Consider the following 17814-nt stretch of genomic DNA (forward strand, 5'->3'; position numbering starts at 1 on the left):
GGCATGGGGAACGTGCTCGCCGAAAGGACGTATCGCGAGGTGATGACCCGCGAGGCGCCGGCACCGGCCACGCCGCTCGAGGCGGCGGCCCGCGATTTCGTGTTCGGGGAGGTGTGGCCGCGTCCCGGGCTGAGCCGGCGGGACCGCCGGTGGGTGACGCTGACCTGCGTCGGCGCGGCGGACGCCCCCGAGCCGATCGACGCGCACGTCTACGCCGCCCTCAACAGCGGGGACATCGAACTGGAGGCGATGCTCGAGTTCGTGCTGCAGTTCGCCGTCTACTGCGGCTGGCCGAAGGCCTCGCACATCGAAGGCGTGATCCGCCGGCAGTGGGCCCGTATCCTGCGGGAACGCGGGGAGGAGCCCGGGCCGCTGCCGGTCCTCGGCAACGAGGCCCTGGGCGTCGAGGACCGCGACGAGCGCATCAGGCGCGGCGTGGAGGAGTTCGTCGCGGTCAACCTCATCCAGGCGCCGAAGCCCGAGACGCCCTACATCCATGCCGGGATCCTCGGTTTCGTCTTCGGGCATGTCTGGCAACGGCCCGGCCTCACCCGCAGGGAACGGCGCATCATCACCGTGGCGAGCGTCGCCGTCTGCGACTCGCCCACGCCGCTGCGGTCGCACGTCGGCGCGGCGCTGAACTCCGGCGATGTCTCCAAGGAGGAGATGGACGAGATCGCGTTGCAATTCGCCGCCTACTACGGCTTCGCCAAGGGCGAGGCGCTCGGGAGCACCGCCGACGCGATATGGGCCGACAGGGCCCGTTGACGCTCGATGGCACCGGTCCTCCTACGATGGAAGTCGCCGGAATGAATGAGAATGCAGTCGGCTTACCTCCCCGGGCGGATTCATGGTGTCCATGTCGGTCTCGACGTCGTCCACGAAGACGGAGATAATCCGCGCCGCGGAACGCCTCTTCGCCCAGCACGGCATCGACGGGGTATCGCTTCGGCAGATCGGCGCCGAGGCCGGCAACGGGAACAAGTCCGCGGTCCAGTACCACTTCGGGACGAAGGAGCGCCTGCTCCAGGCGATCTGCGAGCATCGCCTGCCCGACATCCACGAGCGGCGCCGGATGCTCGTCGCCCGGCACCGTCCGCGCGACCTGCGGTCGCTGGTCGAGTGCCACCTCCTCCCGCTGCTGGAGCAGGGCGAGCGGGAGGGCGGCAGGTACCTCACCTTCGTCAGCATGCTGCGGCATCACAACCGCCAGGACGTGTTCGGACGGCTGCCCGAGGAGTACCAGGCGTCGACGCGGGAGTTCGGCGAGCGCGTCGCGGCACTGCTTCCGCACCTCCCCGAGCCGCTGCGGGCCCACCGGATCGCCCAGGTCGTGTCGTTCGGCGTCGAGGCCGCGTCCGACCGCGAACGGGCCCGGGTGAACGGCTATCCGGTCGTGCCGTTCGCGCTCCATGTCGCCGACCTGCTCGACGGCCTCATCGGGTTCCTCCTGGCTCCGGCGTCGCCGGCGGCGCTCGCCGCGCTTGAGGACGCGGAGCCCGGCACGACGTGGCTGCCGTATCTGTGACGGCGGACGGGCGGTTTCGGGAGGTTCGCCGTCCGGAGAGCCGCCGGGCTACCTGATCGTGACACCGGCGTCCACCTTCAACTCCAGGCCGGTGACGTACCGGGACTCGTCGGAGACGAGGAACAGGACGGCGTTGCTCACGTCCCGCGCCTCGACCATCGGGACCGGCAGCGCGTTGGCGTAGATGGGCGCGAGGTCGGGACGCTCCTCGGCGAGCAGGCCGTGCAGCGAGGCCGGCGCCATGCCGGTCGCCACCCCGGTGGGATGGACGGTGTTGACGCGGATGTTCCGCGCCGCCAGCTCGTTGGCCAGCGCCTGGCTCATCCCGACCACGCCGTGCTTGGACGCGGTGTACGGCGTGGTGAGCGGGCTTCCCTTGATGCCGGCGGCGGAGCTGACGTTGACCAGGCTCCCGCCGTGCCCGACCAGGTGCGGGATCGCGGCGGCGCAGGTGTTCCACGAGCCGATGAGGTTGACGTCGAGCACGAGGCGCCACTGCTCGGGCGTGGTGGTGTCCCAGGTGCCGGCGGTGAGCACGCCCGCGTTGGCGACCGAGGCGTCCAGGCCGCCGAGCTCGGCCGCCCCGTCCGCGACGGCCTTGCGCATCGCCGCGGCGTCGCGGACGTCGGCGACCTTCGCCACCGCGCGGCGGCCGTGTGCGCGCACCAGGCGGGCGGTTTCGTCGAGGTCGTCCTTGGTGGCCAGCGCGTACTCCAGGCCAGGCGGCGACTCGCACAGGTCGACCAGGATCAGGTCGGCGCCCTCCTCGGCCAGGCGCAGCGCGTGGGCGCGCCCCATGCCGCGCGCGGCCCCGGTGATCAGGACCCGCTTTCCCGCCACTCGTCCGGACATCGTGTCGCCCGTCCCGTCAGAGCTTGTTGCAGAAGCCGGCGTCGACCGGCATCGCCACGCCGGTGATGAACCTGGCCTGGTCGGACGCGAGGAACGCGACGGCGTCGCTGATGTCGCCGGGTTCGAGCATGTCGACCGGCATCGGGTTCTGCAGGTGCGGCCCTCCGCCCTCGGGGTTCTGCTCGAGCCACTCGGTCATGCCCGGATTGACCGCCATCATCGTGCGGACCGCGGTCGGGTGCACCGTGTTCACCCGGATGCTGTGCGGCGCGAGGGCGTTGGCGAACGTGCGCATCAGCCCCACGACCCCGTGCTTGGACGCCGCGTAGCCGACCCCGCCGCCCTGTGTTCCGCCGAAGCCGCGCAGCCCGGCGGTGGAGCTGGTGATGATGACCGAACCGCCGCGACCGCCCTCGATCAGGTGCGGCATCGCCGCCTTCACGGTGTTGAACGTCCCCGACAGGTTCACCCCGACGACCGCGTTCCAGTGGTCGAGCTCCTCTTCGATGGTCAGCTCGCGGAACGCCATGGGGGCGATGCCCGCGTTGGCGCAGACGATGTCGAGCCGGCCCAGCTCGGCCACGCCCGCGTCCAGCGCCGCCCGCAGCGCGTGGAAGTCGCGCACGTCGGCGACGGCTCCGATCATCCGCCGTCCTTGCTCCTTGACCAGCGACTCCGTCTCGGCCAGCTCCTCCCGGGTGCCCATCGCGTAGCTGTTCGCGGGGATGTCCGCGCAGATGTCGACGCCGATGATGTCCGCGCCCTCGCCCGCGAGGCGGACCGCGTGGCTGCGCCCCTGCCCGCGTGCCGCACCCGTGATGAAGGCGACCTTGCCGTCCAGTTGTCCCACTGCTTCTCGGCCCTTCCCGCTCCACGCCGGCGCGCGGCGACGCCCTTGCGACCTTGCGTCGCGGCCGCTGATTGAACCGATCCGATCCGTCTTCGCATTGCTATAACAAAGAGTTCTTTGCAGTCAACAGTCCGGGTGCGCTGCGGAATCCGGTAGGTTGTGCTCCATGGCTCGTCCTGCGCCTGCGTCCACCCGCGCGGCGACGATCGTCTCCTTCCTCACCGCCCACCCCCTGCAGGGCTTCACGATCAGCGAGCTCGCCCGGCACCTGGGGATGAACATCGCCTCGGCCCACTCCACGCTGGCCGTGCTGAGCGACTGCGGATTCGTCCTGCGGGACCCCGTCCACCGCACGTACGTCCTGGGGCCGGCGCTGGCGGCGACGGGCTTCGCCGCGCTGGAGCGGCACCCGTCGATCGGCGCCGCCATCGCCCAGGCCGAGGTGCTCGCCGCCGAACTCGAATGCGAGATCGGCGTCACGGCCGTCGCCGGGCGGGACGTCGTCATCCTCGCCCAGCGGGGGCCGGAGCCGGCGACCTCGGGCATCGGCTATCCCGGCGACCGGTCGCCCTTGCTCGCCCCGATGGGCGCACCGTTCCTGGCGTGGGCCGACGAGGAGGCCGTCACCGGCTGGCTGGAGCGCGCCGCCGTCGAGCCGCCTCTCGACGCCCTCTACCGGCGCGTCCTCGCGCAGGTGCGGGACCACGGCTTCAGCGTCGCCACCTCCGCGATCGCGGCACCGGCGGTGGTCGAGGCCATGGGCCGGCTCCGCGCCGAACCGACCGATGACGGGGCGGAGCGGAACCTCACGGAGGTGCTGCGGGCGACCGACGAGATGCTCGTGCTCTTCGACGGCCTGGCGGACTCCGACGAGATCGTGTTCAAGGCGATCGCCGCGCCCGTCTTCGACCCGACCGCCCGCGCTCTGCTGGCGCTCAGCATCACCGGATCCGGCGAGCCGGTCCGCGTCGACCGGGTCCTGGCCCTCGGCCGCCGGCTGGTCCAGGCGGCGGGCATCGCGACGCGCCAGTCCCGCGGCCGGGTACCGCGCCGCGACGCGCCCCGTGGCGGCACCGAGCCCGCCGACGCCTTCAGCGGGTGACACCGTGCCTGGACGGTGATGAGGTCCGGGTCTCGGGCCGTGGTCAGAGCGAGTTCGCCCCGCTTCGCTCGTCCGGGCTGAGGCGGTCAGGTTCGCGATGGTCGCCGGGGGGCCGGGTGGCGGCGAGGTAGCCGCTGGCCAGGATGAGTGCGCAGCCGGCCAGTTGGACGAGCGTGGGGCGTTCGGCCAGCACGATGGCACCGAGTCCGACCGCGCCCACCGGGGTGAGAAGAAGCAGCGTCGCGCCGACGTGCGCGGGAAGCGACGGCGTGGCCAGCGCGACCAGAAGCCAGCCCAGGACCTGGCCCAGGACCGCGACCGCCAGCAGCCAGCCGATGGGGGACCATCCGGGAGCGAGGTCGACGCCGTGCCAGACCGCACCGACCGCCAGGGACGCGACGGCGGCCGCGACGATCACGTGCAGGTAGGTCTGCCGGGTCAGCCCGCCTTCGCCGGTTCGCCGGAGCAGGAAGAGGAACCCCGAGTAGCAGGCCGCGGCCATGACCGCGTGCAGCGCGCCGGTGAGCGGGTCGGTGCCCATCGCGCCGCCGACGAGCCCGGCGGTCAGGACGAGGCCGGCCAGCAGGAGCGGCAGCGCCAGGGCGAAGCGGCGTCCCGGCGACTCGCGGTCGACCACCAGCGCCAGCAGCGGCACCAGCAGCACCTGCATGTTCACGACCACCGTCGAGATCCCCGCGCCGGCCTCGGGGATGGCCTGGGTCCACAGCAGCATGTCGCCCGCCAGCAGCACGCCCGCCGCCCACGCCAGCGCCACGGTTCGCCGGCCCGGGCGGCCGTGGCGGCGTTCTGCCAGCGCCAACGGGACCAGGAGCGGCAGCGCCAGCACGCACCGGTAGAAGGAGGCGGTCCCCGGAGAAACGTGGGCCAGGTGCAGCAGCACCGCCGACGCCGACACCGCCAGCGCTCCCACGCCCATGCAGACACCCGGCCACCGCCGCACCCACTCCGGCACCTGAGGCCGACTCGCTCTCCTTCCGGTGCCAGTGCTCATCGGCTCTCCACATCACACGTGTTTCACGGCTCGGGTCGGTCGTCGGGGTCGTACATGACCCATGCCCCGATCCACGCCGCGACGAGACTCAAGACCACAAGGAGCACGATGCAAAGGCAGATCCCTCGGCCAAGCCAAAGCAGCACTGCCGATTGCATCGTGTCGTTGAGGAAGATCAATCCTACTAGTGGAGGAATGAGGGCGAGGGCTCCGATGATCAGGCGCCAGCAGAGCCGTGTGAACCGCTTGCCGATGGCGGCTCGCTCATCCGGCGGTAGATTCGGATTGCGCAAGACCTGCTCCCGGACGCTATTGATCACATGGCCCCGCCGGATCCACGAAGACCACCGACAGCGCCTCTCCGTAGTGGGTGCGCATGCTTTCGCCGGCGGGCGGATCCTGACGGCAGACGACCCGTTCCAGATGGGAGTCACCGTAGCGCGAGCTCGGTTCGCCGTGGAGACTCTGGAATCCGACCCGTTCTCCGATCTGTTTCGCCTGGAAGCCGGTCTTCCCGACGACGTCGGGGACGGTGGGCCAGGCCGTGACACGGCCGTCCGCGGGGCAGGGCACCTGCGGTGGAAGCATCCCGAACTCGACCGTTCTGCTTGCAGCGTTCTCTGTCTGGGTGCAGACGATCCAGGTGCCGGAGTAGGACTCGCCATCGAAGGCATGGCCGTCGCTCAGGGAACGGAAGACGGTGGTGTAGGAGGGGGCGGCACCTTCCCGTTCCCTGCTGACCGCGTCGAGGGTCTTCCCTTTATAGCTGGGAAGGGCCGCGGAAATCCGCGATGCGGGGGCGCTGGGCGCCGTCCGATGGGCTTCCTCATTGCCGGTCGAGCAGGCGGTCAGCGCAAGCGCGGTCATCATGCCAACAATGGTGGAGATGGCACGAGCTCGCATCAGCGGTATCCCTCCATGCGGTCATTGGCGACGTCATCGATGATCATGTCCGATCGGACGCCGGAGCGCCACTCGCTTCCCCACCCTCATGAAGTGCACGGTGCTCCGCGGGCGATCTCGCCTGCGACCTCCACGGCGATCTCGATCGTTCATGCGGTGAGAGGGGAGCGGGTGCGATCCGCGAGTCAAGCGGAGACCATCACTTTCGTCGATGAGCATCCGGGCCTAGCGTGGCGATCGTGACCCATTATCTCTCTAACGGCGAGAAGCTCGTCAAGCGGAGCGACGTCGAACTGTGCGTCGAGACCTTCGGGGACCCCGCGAAACCCGCGGTCCTGCTCGTCGACGGCGCGGCCGCCTCGATGCTGTGGTGGGAGGCCGACCTGTGCGAGCGGATCGCGCGCGGCGACCGGTTCGTGATCCGCTACGACAACCGGGACACCGGCAGGTCCACCTGCTACCCGCCCGGGCGGCCCGGCTACGAGTTCACGGACCTGGCCCAGGACGCGCTCGGCGTCCTGGACGCCCTGGAGGTGGAGCGCGCGCACGTCGTGTGCCGGTCCATGGCGGGCGGGATCGGGCTCATTCTCGGAGTGGACCACCCCGACCGGGTCGTGTCACTGACGTTCGTCTCCAGCTCAACGGGCGAGGATGGCCTCCCGCCGCCGTCGAAGGGGTTAGCCGATAACGTTCCCGCCGCCCCTGACCCGTCCGATCGCGCCGCCGTGGTGGACTACGTCGTCGCATCGGCCAAGGCCTATTCGGGTGACTCTCCCTTCTTCGACGAAACCGCCACGCGTGCGCTGGTCGAGCGGGACGTGGCCCGGGCCCGCGACATCGCCTCGACCCTCACCAACCACTACGCGATGGACTTCGACGGGGCGGCCCGCGACTTCGGCGACATCAAGGCGCCGACCCTCGTGGTGCACGGTGACCGCGACCCGGCTCTTCCGCTTCCGCACGGGGAGGCGTTGCGCGACGCGATTCCCGGCGCGAAGCTGCTCGTCCTGGAGGGGGCGGGGCACGACCTGCCCAGGCCGCTGTGGGACGTGTTCGTACCGGCGCTGATTCGGCACACCGGAAGCGCCTGCGGTGCCGTCCCACCCGGCGCAGACGAGAGGAACCGGTGACGGTGACGTCCGACCACAGCGACCTGTTCGACTACGACGCGGAGCTTCGCCTGCACAACGAGCTCTTCCGCGCTGCCGCCCGCGTCGGCCCTGACGACCGTGTCCTCGACATCGGCTGTGGCACGGGACAGTCCACGCGCGAGGCCGCCCGCGCAGCCGTCAACGGAAGCGCGGTAGGGATCGATCTCTCCGCGAGAATGCTCGAACGCGCCCGTCGGCTCAGCGACGAGCAGGGTCTGCGCAACATCACCTACCAACAGGCGGACGCCCAGATCCATCCCTTCCCGCCGGCGCATTTCGACCTCGCGATCAGCAGGTTCGGAACGATGTTCTTCACCGACCCGGTCGCCGCGTTCACCAATATCGGGCGGGCTCTCCGCCCGGCGGCGCGGCTGGTGCTGCTCGTGTGGCAGGACCGCGACCACAACGAATGGGCCTCCGCGATCCGCCGGCCGCACACTGCCGCGACCCCGGCGCCCGCCCCTTCCGCCGGCAGCCCGGACCCGTTCTCGCTCGCCGACCAGGCTCGCACCGAGAGCATCCTGGAGGCGGCGGGCTTCACGGAAGTCGGCTTCACCGACGTGCGCGAGCCCGTCTACTACGGCCCGGACACCGACACCGCCTTCGATAACGTGCTCCGCCTTTGGGACAAAGACGTGCTGAACGACCTCGATCTCGGGACGGTCGAACAAGCACGCACGCGGCTACGTGCCGCCCTGGCCGCCCACGACACCGGCAGCGGCGTCCTTTTCGACTCGCGTGCATGGATCATCACGGCACGCCGTCAGGCCATGGAGCCGCGGTGACCATGCAAAAGGGGCCAGGTGGCCGCATTCGGCCAGCGGAGGGGGGTGCGGTGGCGGCCCGGTAGGGTTTCCAGCGTCCATGATCATGACGGGACGATGGGATGACGGTGACACCGCTGGCTCCAGGGGACCCGCGGACGGTGGGGCGCTACCGGTTGTCGGGCAGGCTCGGCGGCGGCGGCATGGGCGAGGTGTTCTTCGGCCGGTCGCCGGGCGGACGGCCGGTGGCGGTGAAGGTCGTCCGGCCCGAGCTCGCGGCCGACCCGCTGTTCCGGCGGCGGTTCGGCCAGGAGGTCGAGGCGGCGCGGCGGGTGGGCGGCTTCCACACCGCGCCCGTGGTGGACGCCGATCCCGACGCCGACCCGCCGTGGCTGGTCACGGCCTACGTCCCCGGGCCCTCGCTGATGGAGATGGTCGCCGCCCACGGACCGCTGCCCGAGCCGACCTTGCGCGTGCTCGGCGCGGGGATCGCCGAGGCACTGGAAGCCGTGCACGGAGCGGATCTGGTGCACCGCGACCTCAAGCCGTCCAACATCCTGATCGCCGACGACGGTCCCCGCGTCATCGACTTCGGCATCGCGCGGGCGGCGGACGTGACCGCGCTCACCCGGGCGGGCGGCGCCGTCGGCACGCCCGGGTACATGGCGCCCGAGCAGGTCACCGGCGAGCCGGTCGGCCCGGCGACCGACGTGTTCGCCTTCGGGGCGGTGCTGTGCTTCGCCGCCGGGGTGCGTCCCTTCGGCGACGGGCCGCCGACCGCGCTGCTGTACCGCGTCGTCCACCAGGAACCCGACCTGTCCGGCCTTCCCGACGGTATCCGCGGACTCGTGGCGGAGTGCCTCGCCAAGGACCCCGAGCGGCGGCCGGACACCGACGGCCTCCTCGCCGCGCTCACCGGCACCGACCTCACGGGGGACTGGCTGCCCGGACCTGCGCGGACCCTCGTGCTCGAAAGGGCCCAGACCGTGGCCTCGGGGCAGACCGCGACGCGGACGCAGACGGAGGTGCGGAGTGCGCCCCGGCCGGCCGCACGGGGGACCGCCACCGCGCCCCGCGGCGGAGTCGTCGTTCCCGTTCGCGCGCCTCTTCCCAATCCGCTGCTCATCGTCGGCGCGGTGATGCTCATGGTGGCCGCCGTCGGAGCGGTGATCAACAGGCAGGGCATCGGGCTCCTGTTCATGGCCGTCGCCGTCCCGCTGTTCGTGCGCTGGTTCATCCGGTCGTCGAAGTACGACCCGACCCGTGACGGGCTGCGGATCGACCGCCAGGGCCTGGAACTGCGGACCGGCGCGAGCCGCGTCTCCTACGCGTGGACCGATATCGACCAGATCGCCTTGGGGCGCATCGGTCGGCTCGGGCAGAAAAGCGTCATCGTCCGGCCGCACGCCGGCGTGTCCGCGCAGCACAGAGCCCTGCCATGGTTCCGGCAGGACCCGGAGACCGGCTGGTCGCTCCTCGTCGAGACCCGCCTGCTGGACGCCTCGCGCTCGGTGCTCGCCGAGACCTTCGCCCGGTACGCCTCGCAGCGCTGGAGGCCGGCCCCCTGACCGCGCAGGGCGCCCGGCGAGACGCCGAGCGCCCGAACGGTCACCTGCTTCTCATCGCGAATCGCGTCCTCGATCCCGGCGACGAAGGAAGTCCGATCCCCCATGACGCCCCCACCCTGGCCTGAGGAATTGCTCGGCGCGCCTGAAGTTCCGGTGCCCGACATAGAATGGTTCGAGGTCCGTGCGCGGACCGGCCTGGAATTCCCAGCCGACTATCGGGAGTTCGCTGCGCTCTACCCGGCGTTGATCTCCGCATCCGCCACCCCGCGGGCCCGCCGAACTTCGATCTCCTGGAATCATGGGGGCGGTTCGACCTGTGGCACTCATGGGGCATCTTCGATATATGCCGGCACTGGGGCCCGGCAGAGGAGATCATCGAATTCGATCCCGTCACTACGCGTTCGCGGACGCTGGCGCCGACCAGCGGCGAGAATGTCTTCCCCTGGGGAATCAGCGACATCGGACCGGTATTCGGATTCTGGCTGGTGGAAGACGATCCGTCGGATTGGACGGTGATGCTGGTCGGTCAGTTCATGCAGTGGCGGTACCGCGGTTCGCTCACCGAGTTCTTGCCGGACGTGCTGAGCGGCCGGGTGAACTGCCCACTCCTGCCCCAGGATTGGCCGGATCCACTGGCCGGCTGCGCAGTCGAGCAACTCCTCGGATAATGCTGGCGGCGGACGAGACGGATAAGCCGATGGCGATGACGTGAGCCAACGGCGTACGCTTCAGGAGCACCCGCAAGCTGAAACCGGCCGGCCCGGTTGACGGACGGCATTGGTTGCGCTCGTAGAGCGCGGGGGTCATGCCGGGTGTGATCCGCGCCGGGCGCGGAAGTGCGCGGCGAGGACGCCCAGGGTGAGGACGAGCAGGGCGCCTTCGACGGCGAGCGACGCCAGGCCGAGCGGCTCGGTCCAGTTGCCGACGTCCGAGGTGTAGGCCGGGAGTCCGATGCTGCGGCTGGACAGGTAGCCCACGAGCGGGCCCACCGCCACGCCCAAGGCCACCCACCAGCCCGGGGCCAGTCGACGGGTCATCCTCGACCGGTCCGAGGCCGGCCGCTGGAACATCAGCATCCCGGCGGCGACCACACCACCGACCTCCAGCACCAGGTACAGAGAGCCGCGTCCCTCCTCGCCATCACCGTCGTTGCCGTTGCCTCGGCCCGCTCCGAGGGGGCGAGCGCTCTGCGCACATGGGGCGCGGCTCGTCGGATCTCCCGGTGCTCCCTAGAGCGGAGTTCCTGTTCCGAAGCTCGCCTTGCCCGCCGCGCGGGCGAGCAACCGAACCGCGCCCGCAAAGACTGGGTCACGTCCGTTCTCTCTGATCGCTGACACGGCAGGAAGGCCTCGGCCATGGGGCGCCGATGCCGCGCGACCAGGACTTTCGTCCCTGGAGGGAGCCGCGGACGGGCGCGAGTCTGGACTCATGGGGGCCTGTCGGACGGGCGCGCACCGATCGACGTGAGCGTCTGGGAAACGCGAGGAGAACATGTCACAGCCCATCGTCGTAGGCGTCGACGGATCCGAGCACGCGGACCGGGCCGTGGAATGGGCGGCCGCCGAGGCGAGCCTGCGCCACCGGCGTCTTCACATCGTCCACGCCGTCGAGAACTTCCCGTACGGCGCGCCGCTGTTCGCACCGGCGGAGACGATCAGTCTCATGTCCCGGGTGGGGCACGGTGTTCTCGCCACCGTGGCCGAGCGCGTCCGGGAGCAGTGGCCCGACCTGGAGGTCAGCACGGCGCTCGTCTCGGACGACGCGCCGCATGGCCTGATCGAACAGACCGCGGGCGCCTTCGAGGTCGTCGTGGGCCATCGGGGGCTCGGCGGGTTCGCCGGTCTCATGCTGGGATCCGTCAGCCTGCGGATGGCCGCGCGCTGCGCGATTCCGGTGGTCATCGTGCGCGGGACGGCCGATGAGCAGGGGGAGGTCGTCGTCGGGCTCGACCTCCAGAGGGACGCGGACGCGATCCTGCACCACGCGTTCGACGCGGCCGCCCTGAACGGCGCGCCGCTGCGGGTCATGCACGCCTGGCGCGTTTCGCAGACGCTCGTCGAGGCGGGTTTCGCCCCCGACCGGGACAAGGTGGAACGGGTGGAGCGGGAGTTCCTCGACCGCCTCACCGCGGCGTACACGCCCTGGCAGGCGAAGTACCCGCAGGTCGAAGTGGTTTCCGAAGTGGTCCTGGCCCACCCGGTGACCGCCCTGTCGAACGCTTCGCTCGGGGCCCGCCTGGTCGTGGTGGGCGCCCACACGCGGTCGTGGACGGCGCCTCGGCTCGGGTCCGCGGCGCACGGCGCGATCCACCACGCGCACTGCCCCGTCGCCGTGGTCCCTTCCACCTGAGGTCGTTCGAAGTATCCGCCGGGGGAGCGGGAGGCGCCGGTTCCCGCGCATCGACGGGACGTGTGACCTTCGGCCCTGCCGTGCGCGGCCCGCCCCATGGTGCGCTTGGGTGAGCGACCTCGAGGAGGACCGGTGACGTCCACGACCACCCCCAACGGCCAGTCGATCGAAACCGAGCCGGCGGCGATCGGCACCGGGTTCGCGTCGATCGACGCCTACTGGAGAGCGGCCAATTACCTGTCGGCCGGGCAGATCTACCTGCTGGACAATCCGCTGCTGCGCGAGCCGCTGCGACCGGAGCACATCAAGCCCCGGCTCCTCGGGCACTGGGGCACCTCGCCCGGGCTGAACTTCTGCTACGTCCACCTGAACCGGGTGATCAAGGCCCGTGATCTGGACGCCGTCTACATCATGGGGCCCGGGCACGGCGGGCCCTCCGCGGTCGCCAACGCCTGGCTGGAGGGCACCTACAGCGAGGTCTATCCCGCCGTGTCTCAGGACGCCGAAGGCATGAGGACGCTGTTCCGCCAGTTCTCCTTCCCCGGCGGCATCCCGAGCCATGTCGCGCCGGAGACGCCCGGCTCGATCCACGAGGGCGGCGAGCTCGGCTACTCCCTCGCGCACGCCTACGGCGCCGCCTTCGACAACCCCGGCCTCGTGGTGGCGTGCATCGTCGGGGACGGGGAGGCCGAGACCGGACCGCTCGCGACCAGCTGGCATTCCACCAAGTTCGTCGACCCGGTGAACGACGGCGCGGTGCTGCCGATCCTGCACCTGAACGGCTACAAGATCGCAAATCCGGCCGTGCTCGCCCGCATCCCCGAGGAAGAGCTGGTCAGGCTGTTCGAGGGGTACGGCCATGCCCCGATCGTGGTCTCCGGCGATGATCCGGCGACCCTCCACCGGGACATGGCGGCGGCGCTCGACCGCGCGCTGGACGAGATCGCCCGCATCCAGCGCGCCGCCCGCGACGAGGGCGCGACCGGCCGCCCCCGCTGGCCGATGATCATCTTGCGGACGCCGAAGGGGTGGACCGGGCCCAAGGAGGTCGACGGCCTGCCCGTGGAGGGCACGTGGCGCGCCCACCAGGTGCCGCTCGCCGGAGTCCGCGACGATCCCGAGCACCTGGCCGAGCTGGAGGCGTGGTTGCGCTCCTACCGTCCGGAGGAGCTCTTCGACGACGCCGGACGGCCGGTTCCCGCGCTGCGCGACCTCGCGCCGTCGGGGAACCGGCGGATGAGCGCCAACCCGCACGCCAACGGCGGGCTGCTGCTGCGCCCCCTCGACCTGCCCGACCCGCGCGCCTACGGGGTCCCGGTGGACGAGCACGGCACCGCCACCGCCGAGGCCACCCGCGTCCTCGGCGGCTACCTGCGCGACGTCGTCGCCGCGAACCCGCGGAGCTTCCGGATCATGGGGCCGGACGAGACGGCGTCCAACCGGCTCGGCGCCGTCTTCGAGGTCACCGACCGCGTGTTCGAAGGCGACAGGCGCGACACCGACGAGCACCTGGCCCGCAGCGGCCGCGTCATGGAGGTGCTCAGCGAGCACCTGTGCCAGGGCTGGCTGGAGGGCTACCTGCTGACCGGGCGGCACGGCCTGTTCAACAGCTACGAGGCGTTCATCCACATCGTCGACGCCATGTTCAACCAGCACGCGAAATGGCTCAAGGTCACCCGGCACCTGCCGTGGCGGCGGTCCATCGCGTCGCTGAACTACCTGCTGTCCTCGCACGTCTGGCGGCAGGACCACAACGGCTTCACCCACCAGGACCCCGGCTTCCTGGATGTGGTGCTGAACAAGAAGGCCGAGATCACCCGCGTCTACCTGCCGCCGGACGCCAACACCCTGCTCTCGGTCGCCGACCACTGCCTGCGCTCCCGCGACTACGTCAACGTCATCGTCGCCGGCAAACAGCCCGCCCCGGTGTGGCTGCCGATGGACCAGGCGATCGCGCACTGCACGCGCGGCATCGGCATCTGGGAATGGGCCTCCACGGACGGCGGCGCCGACCCCGACGTGGTCCTGGCCTGCGCCGGCGACGTCCCCACCCTGGAGACCCTCGCCGCGGTGGACCTGCTGCGGCGCTTCTTCCCGGACCTGCGCGTCCGCGTCGTCAACGTCGTCGATCTCATGCGCCTGCAGCCCGTCGAGGAGCATCCGCACGGGCTGCCCGACGTCGAGTTCGACGCCCTGTTCACCGCCGACAAGCCTGTCATCTTCGCGTTCCACGGCTACCCGTACCTGATCCACCGGCTCGCCTACCGCCGCCACGGCCACGACCACCTGCACGTCCGCGGCTACAAGGAGGAGGGCACCACCACGACGCCCTTCGACATGGTGATGCTGAACGATCTGGACCGCTTCCACCTCGTCGTGGACGTCATCGACCGCGTGCCCTCGCTCGGCAGCCGGGTCGCGAACGTGCGGCAGCGCATGCTGGACGAGCGGCTGCGGTTGCGCGCGTACACGCGTGAGCACGGCGAGGACGCACCGGAAGTCCGCGACTGGACCTGGCCGTACTGAAACGCCACCGGGCTGGTGAGGTCTTCGCCGACGCGGCGCACACGGGCGCTCTCAAGGTCGTCCTGACCCGCTGACCTTCTGGGCCCGGGACCGGAGGAGCCGCGACCGCCCCCCTCGGACGTGAACGGTCGCGGCCCCCGCCTCGGGCCACCGGCGCCCTTCAGCGGCGGTCCGGATGCGCGGCCACGTCGTGCCACACCGCGTTGGCGCCGCTGTGTCCGATCCGGACCACCTGGACGCCGGACGCGGCGGCTCCGCCGACCGCCAGGACCGCCGCCGCCACCGTCACCGCGCCCGCCCAGCGCGGCACCGCGGCCGACTCCCGGCGGGCGTACCAGCCGACGCCGGTCAGGACGGCGAGACCGAGCCACATCACTCCCGCGAGCGGCAGCAGCATGTCGGCCAGCTCGGCGTGCCGTTCGACCAGCGCGTTGTGCGGCACGCGCTGTTCCAGGTTCTCGCCGCTCGACGTCGCCATGGGCACCGAGATCACCGCAGCGGTCGCCAGGGCGAGCACCCACGGGGCCGCCGCCCGCCGCGCCCGCGGCCACAGCGCCACCACGAGCGTCGCGACGACGGTGAGCGGGACGAGGAAGACCACCAGGTGAACGACGAGCGGATGGGTGGGCAGGCCCCAAAGGGTCGACGGCATGACCGACCTTTCACAGAGACGGGAGGACTGGACGAGAATGTCGTGGTTCGCCCCCTCGTGCCCACGGCTTCGGGTGCATTCAGAGAACCCTCATAGGTTCCCCGGCACAGCCGTTACGAGGACTTCAAGCAGCCTTCAACCGAACCCGTGTTTGAAAGCGTGGATGGCCCTCGCCTTGCCAAGAGGGGACCTTCGGCCGCAGAACCCTGGGAAAGCGCGGCCTAGCGTCGACAGTGGGACGTTCCTAGAGCGTGGGAGGGATGACCAGTGTCGGCACCGATCGCCGTGGGCATCGACGGCTCCGCGCATGCGTGGCGCGCGCTTGAGCCCGGGGCACCGGGTGCGAACCCGTCCCGGAAGGCCGGGACCCGACAGAGGAGAGGACCATGGCCGAACCGATCATCGTGGGCGCCGACGGCTCCGTCCCGTCCGCGCGAGCCGTGGCGTGGGCCGCCGACGAGGCCGCCCGGTACCGGCGCGACCTGCAGATCGTCCACGCCGTCGAGAACTGGGCCTTCGACGTCCCGCTGACCGCCGCGCCGGGAGAGGTCGCCTCGCTGTCGCGGGCCGGCGGCGAGGTCCTGGCGAGCGCCGAACGCGTCGCGCGCGACCGGCGGCCGGAGGTCCGGGTGAACACCGAGCTCGCCGCGGCGGGCACCGTGCGCGCGCTCACGGAGCGATCGAGGAACGCGTTCGAGCTCGTCGTCGGCCACCGGGGTCTCGGCGGGTTCGCCGGGCTCGTGCTGGGCTCGGTCGGCCTCGGCGCGGTCCGCCACTCGGCCTGCCCGGTCGTGGTCGTGCGCGGCGAGGGCGAGGCCGGGCACGGCGAGATCGCCGTGGGCGTCGGGCTCGGTGACGACTCGGCGACCCTGGAGTACGCGTTCCGGGCCGCAGTGGCCTGGAACGCCCGCTTGAGAGTCGTGCACGCGTGGCCGTTCCCCGAGTCCCTGGACGGGCCGGGAGCGGCGGAGGGCCTGGAACGCACGGAAGAGCGCGCTCGGTGGCGCGTCGTCGAGGCGCATGCCCCGCTGCGCAAGCGGTATCCCGAAGTGGACGTCCAGGAGACGATCGTCTCCGACAATCCCGCCGCGGCGCTCATGGCCGCCACCGGAGCGGCCGACCTGGTCGTCGTCGGCACCCACGCGCGCGAGGGGCTGATGCTTCCCCGCAACCGTGCGGTGACGCACGGGCTGATCCACCACGCGCACTGCCCGGTCGCCGTCGTCCCCGCCCGCGGCCACCGGTCCTGACACGCCTCCGGCGGAGCCGGGGTCGCGCGATGTCGGGACGGACGACCCGGTGGTCATTCGTCGGCGGCGGGCGCCCTGCCGTTCTGGAGCGGGGTCTCCCAGGAGTCCCCGGGTTGGATGAGGACCTCCTGGTCGCCGGGGGCGATGCGGATGGGCAGAGCGGCGCCGGGACGGAGCCTGACCTTCAGCCGGTCCTGGCGGCAGACGAGGTCGATGCCCCAGTGCCCGCGGTAGCGCAGGCCGAGGCGCAGTTCGCCGATCGCCGCGGGCAGGCGCGGGTTCAGGTGGAGGGTGCCGTCCTGGGTGTTCATCCCGGCGTAGCAGCGTTGGACGAGGTCGACGGTGCCGGCCATGGCGCCGAGGTGGACGCCCTCGGCGGTGGTGCCGTGCTGGGCGTCCGCCAGGTCGCTGTCGAGCGCTTCCAGGAAGACCTGCCAGGCCTGGTCGCCGTCGGTGCTGGCCAGGATCCACGCGTGCACCAGGGAGCTGAGGGTCGATCCGTGGCAGGTCCGCGGCAGGTAGTAGGCGGTGGTGCGCGCGATCAGGTCGGGCCCGTGGTCGTAGCCGAGGCGTTGCAGGATGTCATCGAGTTCCTGCGGCGTCAGGACATAGAAGAGCATCAGTACGTCGGCCTGCTTGGAGGCTTTGTAGCGGTTGGTCGAGTCGCCTTCGGCCTCCAGGATCCGGTCGAGCCGGCGGACGTCCCCGTAGCGCTCGCGGTAGGCGGGCCAGTCGAGCTCTTCGAGGTCGCCGTAGCCCTCGAACTGGCTGATCACGCCGTCGTGGAACGGGACGTACATCCGCCGGCGGACGTCCTCGAACCGGGTGATCTCCTCGCGGGTGAGGCCGAGCCGCTCGCGCAGTTCGGTGCGGCGGTCCTCGGGGATGAGGGCCAGCGCGTCCAGGGCCCGGTGCAGCAGCCAGGCGGTGAGGACGTTGGTGTAGGCGTTGTCGTCCAGGCCCGGCTCGTCCCGGCCGGGAAAGGCGTCGTGGTACTCGTCGGGGCCCATGACGCCGCGGATCCGGTACCGGTCGATGGAGCGGTCGTAGCAGGCCAGATCGGCGAAGTACCGGGCGATCTCCAGGATGATCTCGGTTCCGTACTCGGCGAGGAACTCGGTGTCGCCGGTCGCCTCGTAGAACCGCCAGACGTTGTGGGCGATCGTCAGCCCGACGTGCCGCTGCAGGTGCGAGTGGTCGGGCAGCCAGCGGCCCGAGCGCGGGTTGAGGTGCACGCGCTGGGTCTCCTCGCGGCCGTCGGCCGCGCTCTGCCAGGGGTACATGGCGCCGCGGCGGCCCGCAGCGGC

The 17814-nt window shown here is 71.2% G+C and carries 17 protein-coding genes; 10 read left to right on the forward strand and 7 right to left on the reverse strand.

Annotated features, from left to right (window positions below; genetic code table 11):
* Positions 1-3: 3 nt before the first annotated feature.
* Complete coding sequence (locus ABZ914_RS06525; RefSeq protein ID WP_500192062.1) at positions 4-768, forward strand: carboxymuconolactone decarboxylase family protein; 765 nt, start codon at positions 4-6, stop codon at positions 766-768.
* A gap of 91 nt (positions 769-859) precedes the next feature.
* Complete coding sequence (locus tag ABZ914_RS06530) at positions 860-1528, forward strand: TetR/AcrR family transcriptional regulator (protein WP_500192063.1); 669 nt, start codon at positions 860-862, stop codon at positions 1526-1528.
* A gap of 48 nt (positions 1529-1576) precedes the next feature.
* Here the strand turns inward: ABZ914_RS06530 and ABZ914_RS06535 are convergent, their stop codons facing one another.
* Together ABZ914_RS06535 and ABZ914_RS06540 are read right to left on the reverse strand one after the other, a co-directional pair.
* Positions 1577-2380 carry a mycofactocin-coupled SDR family oxidoreductase gene (locus tag ABZ914_RS06535; RefSeq protein ID WP_500192064.1) on the reverse strand — a complete coding sequence of 268 codons (804 nt, stop codon included), beginning with the start codon at positions 2378-2380 and terminating at the stop codon, positions 1577-1579.
* 16 nt (positions 2381-2396) lie between these two features.
* Positions 2397-3230 carry a mycofactocin-coupled SDR family oxidoreductase gene (locus ABZ914_RS06540; protein WP_500192065.1) on the reverse strand — a complete coding sequence of 278 codons (834 nt, stop codon included), beginning with the start codon at positions 3228-3230 and terminating at the stop codon, positions 2397-2399.
* 166 nt (positions 3231-3396) lie between these two features.
* Between ABZ914_RS06540 and ABZ914_RS06545 the strand changes: the two genes are divergently transcribed.
* Positions 3397-4332, forward strand: a complete 936-nt coding sequence (locus tag ABZ914_RS06545; protein WP_500192066.1) for a helix-turn-helix domain-containing protein — start codon at positions 3397-3399, stop codon at positions 4330-4332.
* Positions 4333-4375: 43 nt separating this feature from the next.
* On the opposite strand, the gene ABZ914_RS06550 is transcribed toward ABZ914_RS06545, so the two are convergent.
* Positions 4376-5269, reverse strand: coding sequence for a DMT family transporter (locus tag ABZ914_RS06550; RefSeq protein ID WP_500192067.1), 894 nt, complete (start codon positions 5267-5269; stop codon positions 4376-4378).
* Positions 5270-5653: 384 nt separating this feature from the next.
* Positions 5654-6214, reverse strand: a complete 561-nt coding sequence (locus ABZ914_RS06555) for a PASTA domain-containing protein (protein WP_500192068.1) — start codon at positions 6212-6214, stop codon at positions 5654-5656.
* A 263-nt stretch (positions 6215-6477) separates the two neighbouring features.
* Here ABZ914_RS06555 and ABZ914_RS06560 point away from each other — a divergent pair, with 263 nt between their 5' ends.
* The 4 genes from ABZ914_RS06560 (at position 6478) to ABZ914_RS06575 (ending at position 10398) form a co-directional block, all read left to right on the forward strand.
* Entirely contained in the window at positions 6478-7377 is a 900-nt protein-coding gene (locus tag ABZ914_RS06560) for an alpha/beta fold hydrolase (RefSeq protein ID WP_500192069.1), read from the forward strand.
* A complete protein-coding gene (locus ABZ914_RS06565; RefSeq protein ID WP_500192070.1) occupies positions 7374-8183 on the forward strand; it encodes a class I SAM-dependent methyltransferase in 810 nt (269 codons plus the stop codon). Before ABZ914_RS06560 ends, ABZ914_RS06565 begins: the two co-directional genes overlap by 4 nt.
* Before the next feature lie 101 nt (positions 8184-8284).
* Entirely contained in the window at positions 8285-9730 is a 1446-nt protein-coding gene (locus tag ABZ914_RS06570; RefSeq protein WP_500192071.1) for a serine/threonine-protein kinase, read from the forward strand.
* A gap of 485 nt (positions 9731-10215) precedes the next feature.
* Positions 10216-10398, forward strand: coding sequence for a hypothetical protein (locus tag ABZ914_RS06575; RefSeq protein ID WP_500192072.1), 183 nt, complete (start codon positions 10216-10218; stop codon positions 10396-10398).
* A gap of 135 nt (positions 10399-10533) precedes the next feature.
* Here ABZ914_RS06575 and ABZ914_RS06580 read toward each other — a convergent pair whose 3' ends face one another.
* A complete protein-coding gene (locus tag ABZ914_RS06580) occupies positions 10534-10767 on the reverse strand; it encodes a hypothetical protein (RefSeq protein WP_500192073.1) in 234 nt (77 codons plus the stop codon).
* Positions 10768-11221: 454 nt separating this feature from the next.
* Between ABZ914_RS06580 and ABZ914_RS06585 the strand changes: the two genes are divergently transcribed.
* Both ABZ914_RS06585 and ABZ914_RS06590 read left to right on the forward strand, forming a co-directional pair.
* Positions 11222-12079 (forward strand): universal stress protein, encoded by an 858-nt coding sequence (locus tag ABZ914_RS06585; RefSeq protein ID WP_500192074.1) that lies wholly within the window; start codon positions 11222-11224, stop codon positions 12077-12079.
* A 186-nt stretch (positions 12080-12265) separates the two neighbouring features.
* Positions 12266-14605 (forward strand): phosphoketolase family protein, encoded by a 2340-nt coding sequence (locus ABZ914_RS06590; RefSeq protein WP_500192079.1) that lies wholly within the window; start codon positions 12266-12268, stop codon positions 14603-14605.
* Between the two features lie 160 nt (positions 14606-14765).
* Here the strand turns inward: ABZ914_RS06590 and ABZ914_RS06595 are convergent, their stop codons facing one another.
* Positions 14766-15257 (reverse strand): DUF2231 domain-containing protein, encoded by a 492-nt coding sequence (locus tag ABZ914_RS06595; RefSeq protein WP_500192075.1) that lies wholly within the window; start codon positions 15255-15257, stop codon positions 14766-14768.
* A gap of 386 nt (positions 15258-15643) precedes the next feature.
* On the opposite strand from ABZ914_RS06595, the gene ABZ914_RS06600 reads away from it, so the two are divergent.
* Positions 15644-16507, forward strand: coding sequence for a universal stress protein (locus ABZ914_RS06600; RefSeq protein WP_500192076.1), 864 nt, complete (start codon positions 15644-15646; stop codon positions 16505-16507).
* 53 nt (positions 16508-16560) lie between these two features.
* Here ABZ914_RS06600 and ABZ914_RS06605 read toward each other — a convergent pair.
* Positions 16561-17814: glycosyl hydrolase family 65 domain-containing protein (locus ABZ914_RS06605; RefSeq protein ID WP_500192077.1), on the reverse strand; the 1254-nt coding region annotated here is incomplete at its 5' end.

It is taken from the genome of Spirillospora sp. NPDC046719, assembly GCF_040645715.1.
Lineage (GTDB): Bacteria > Actinomycetota > Actinomycetes > Streptosporangiales > Streptosporangiaceae > Spirillospora.

Bases quoted from the DNA above. Each gene is read 5' to 3' on its own strand.
- ABZ914_RS06525 (WP_500192062.1), top strand. From the start codon at position 4: ATGGGGAACGTGCTCGCCGAAAGGACGTATCGCGAGGTGATGACCCGC.
- ABZ914_RS06530 (WP_500192063.1), top strand. From the start codon at position 860: ATGTCGGTCTCGACGTCGTCCACGAAGACGGAGATAATCCGCGCCGCG.
- ABZ914_RS06535 (WP_500192064.1), bottom strand. From the start codon at position 2,380: ATGTCCGGACGAGTGGCGGGAAAGCGGGTCCTGATCACCGGGGCCGCG.
- ABZ914_RS06545 (WP_500192066.1), top strand. From the start codon at position 3,397: ATGGCTCGTCCTGCGCCTGCGTCCACCCGCGCGGCGACGATCGTCTCC.
- ABZ914_RS06550 (WP_500192067.1), bottom strand. From the start codon at position 5,269: ATGGGCGTGGGAGCGCTGGCGGTGTCGGCGTCGGCGGTGCTGCTGCAC.
- ABZ914_RS06555 (WP_500192068.1), bottom strand. From the start codon at position 6,214: ATGATGACCGCGCTTGCGCTGACCGCCTGCTCGACCGGCAATGAGGAA.
- ABZ914_RS06570 (WP_500192071.1), top strand. From the start codon at position 8,285: ATGACGGTGACACCGCTGGCTCCAGGGGACCCGCGGACGGTGGGGCGC.
- ABZ914_RS06580 (WP_500192073.1), bottom strand. From the start codon at position 10,767: ATGACCCGTCGACTGGCCCCGGGCTGGTGGGTGGCCTTGGGCGTGGCG.
- ABZ914_RS06585 (WP_500192074.1), top strand. From the start codon at position 11,222: ATGTCACAGCCCATCGTCGTAGGCGTCGACGGATCCGAGCACGCGGAC.
- ABZ914_RS06595 (WP_500192075.1), bottom strand. From the start codon at position 15,257: ATGCCGTCGACCCTTTGGGGCCTGCCCACCCATCCGCTCGTCGTTCAC.
- ABZ914_RS06600 (WP_500192076.1), top strand. From the start codon at position 15,644: ATGGCCGAACCGATCATCGTGGGCGCCGACGGCTCCGTCCCGTCCGCG.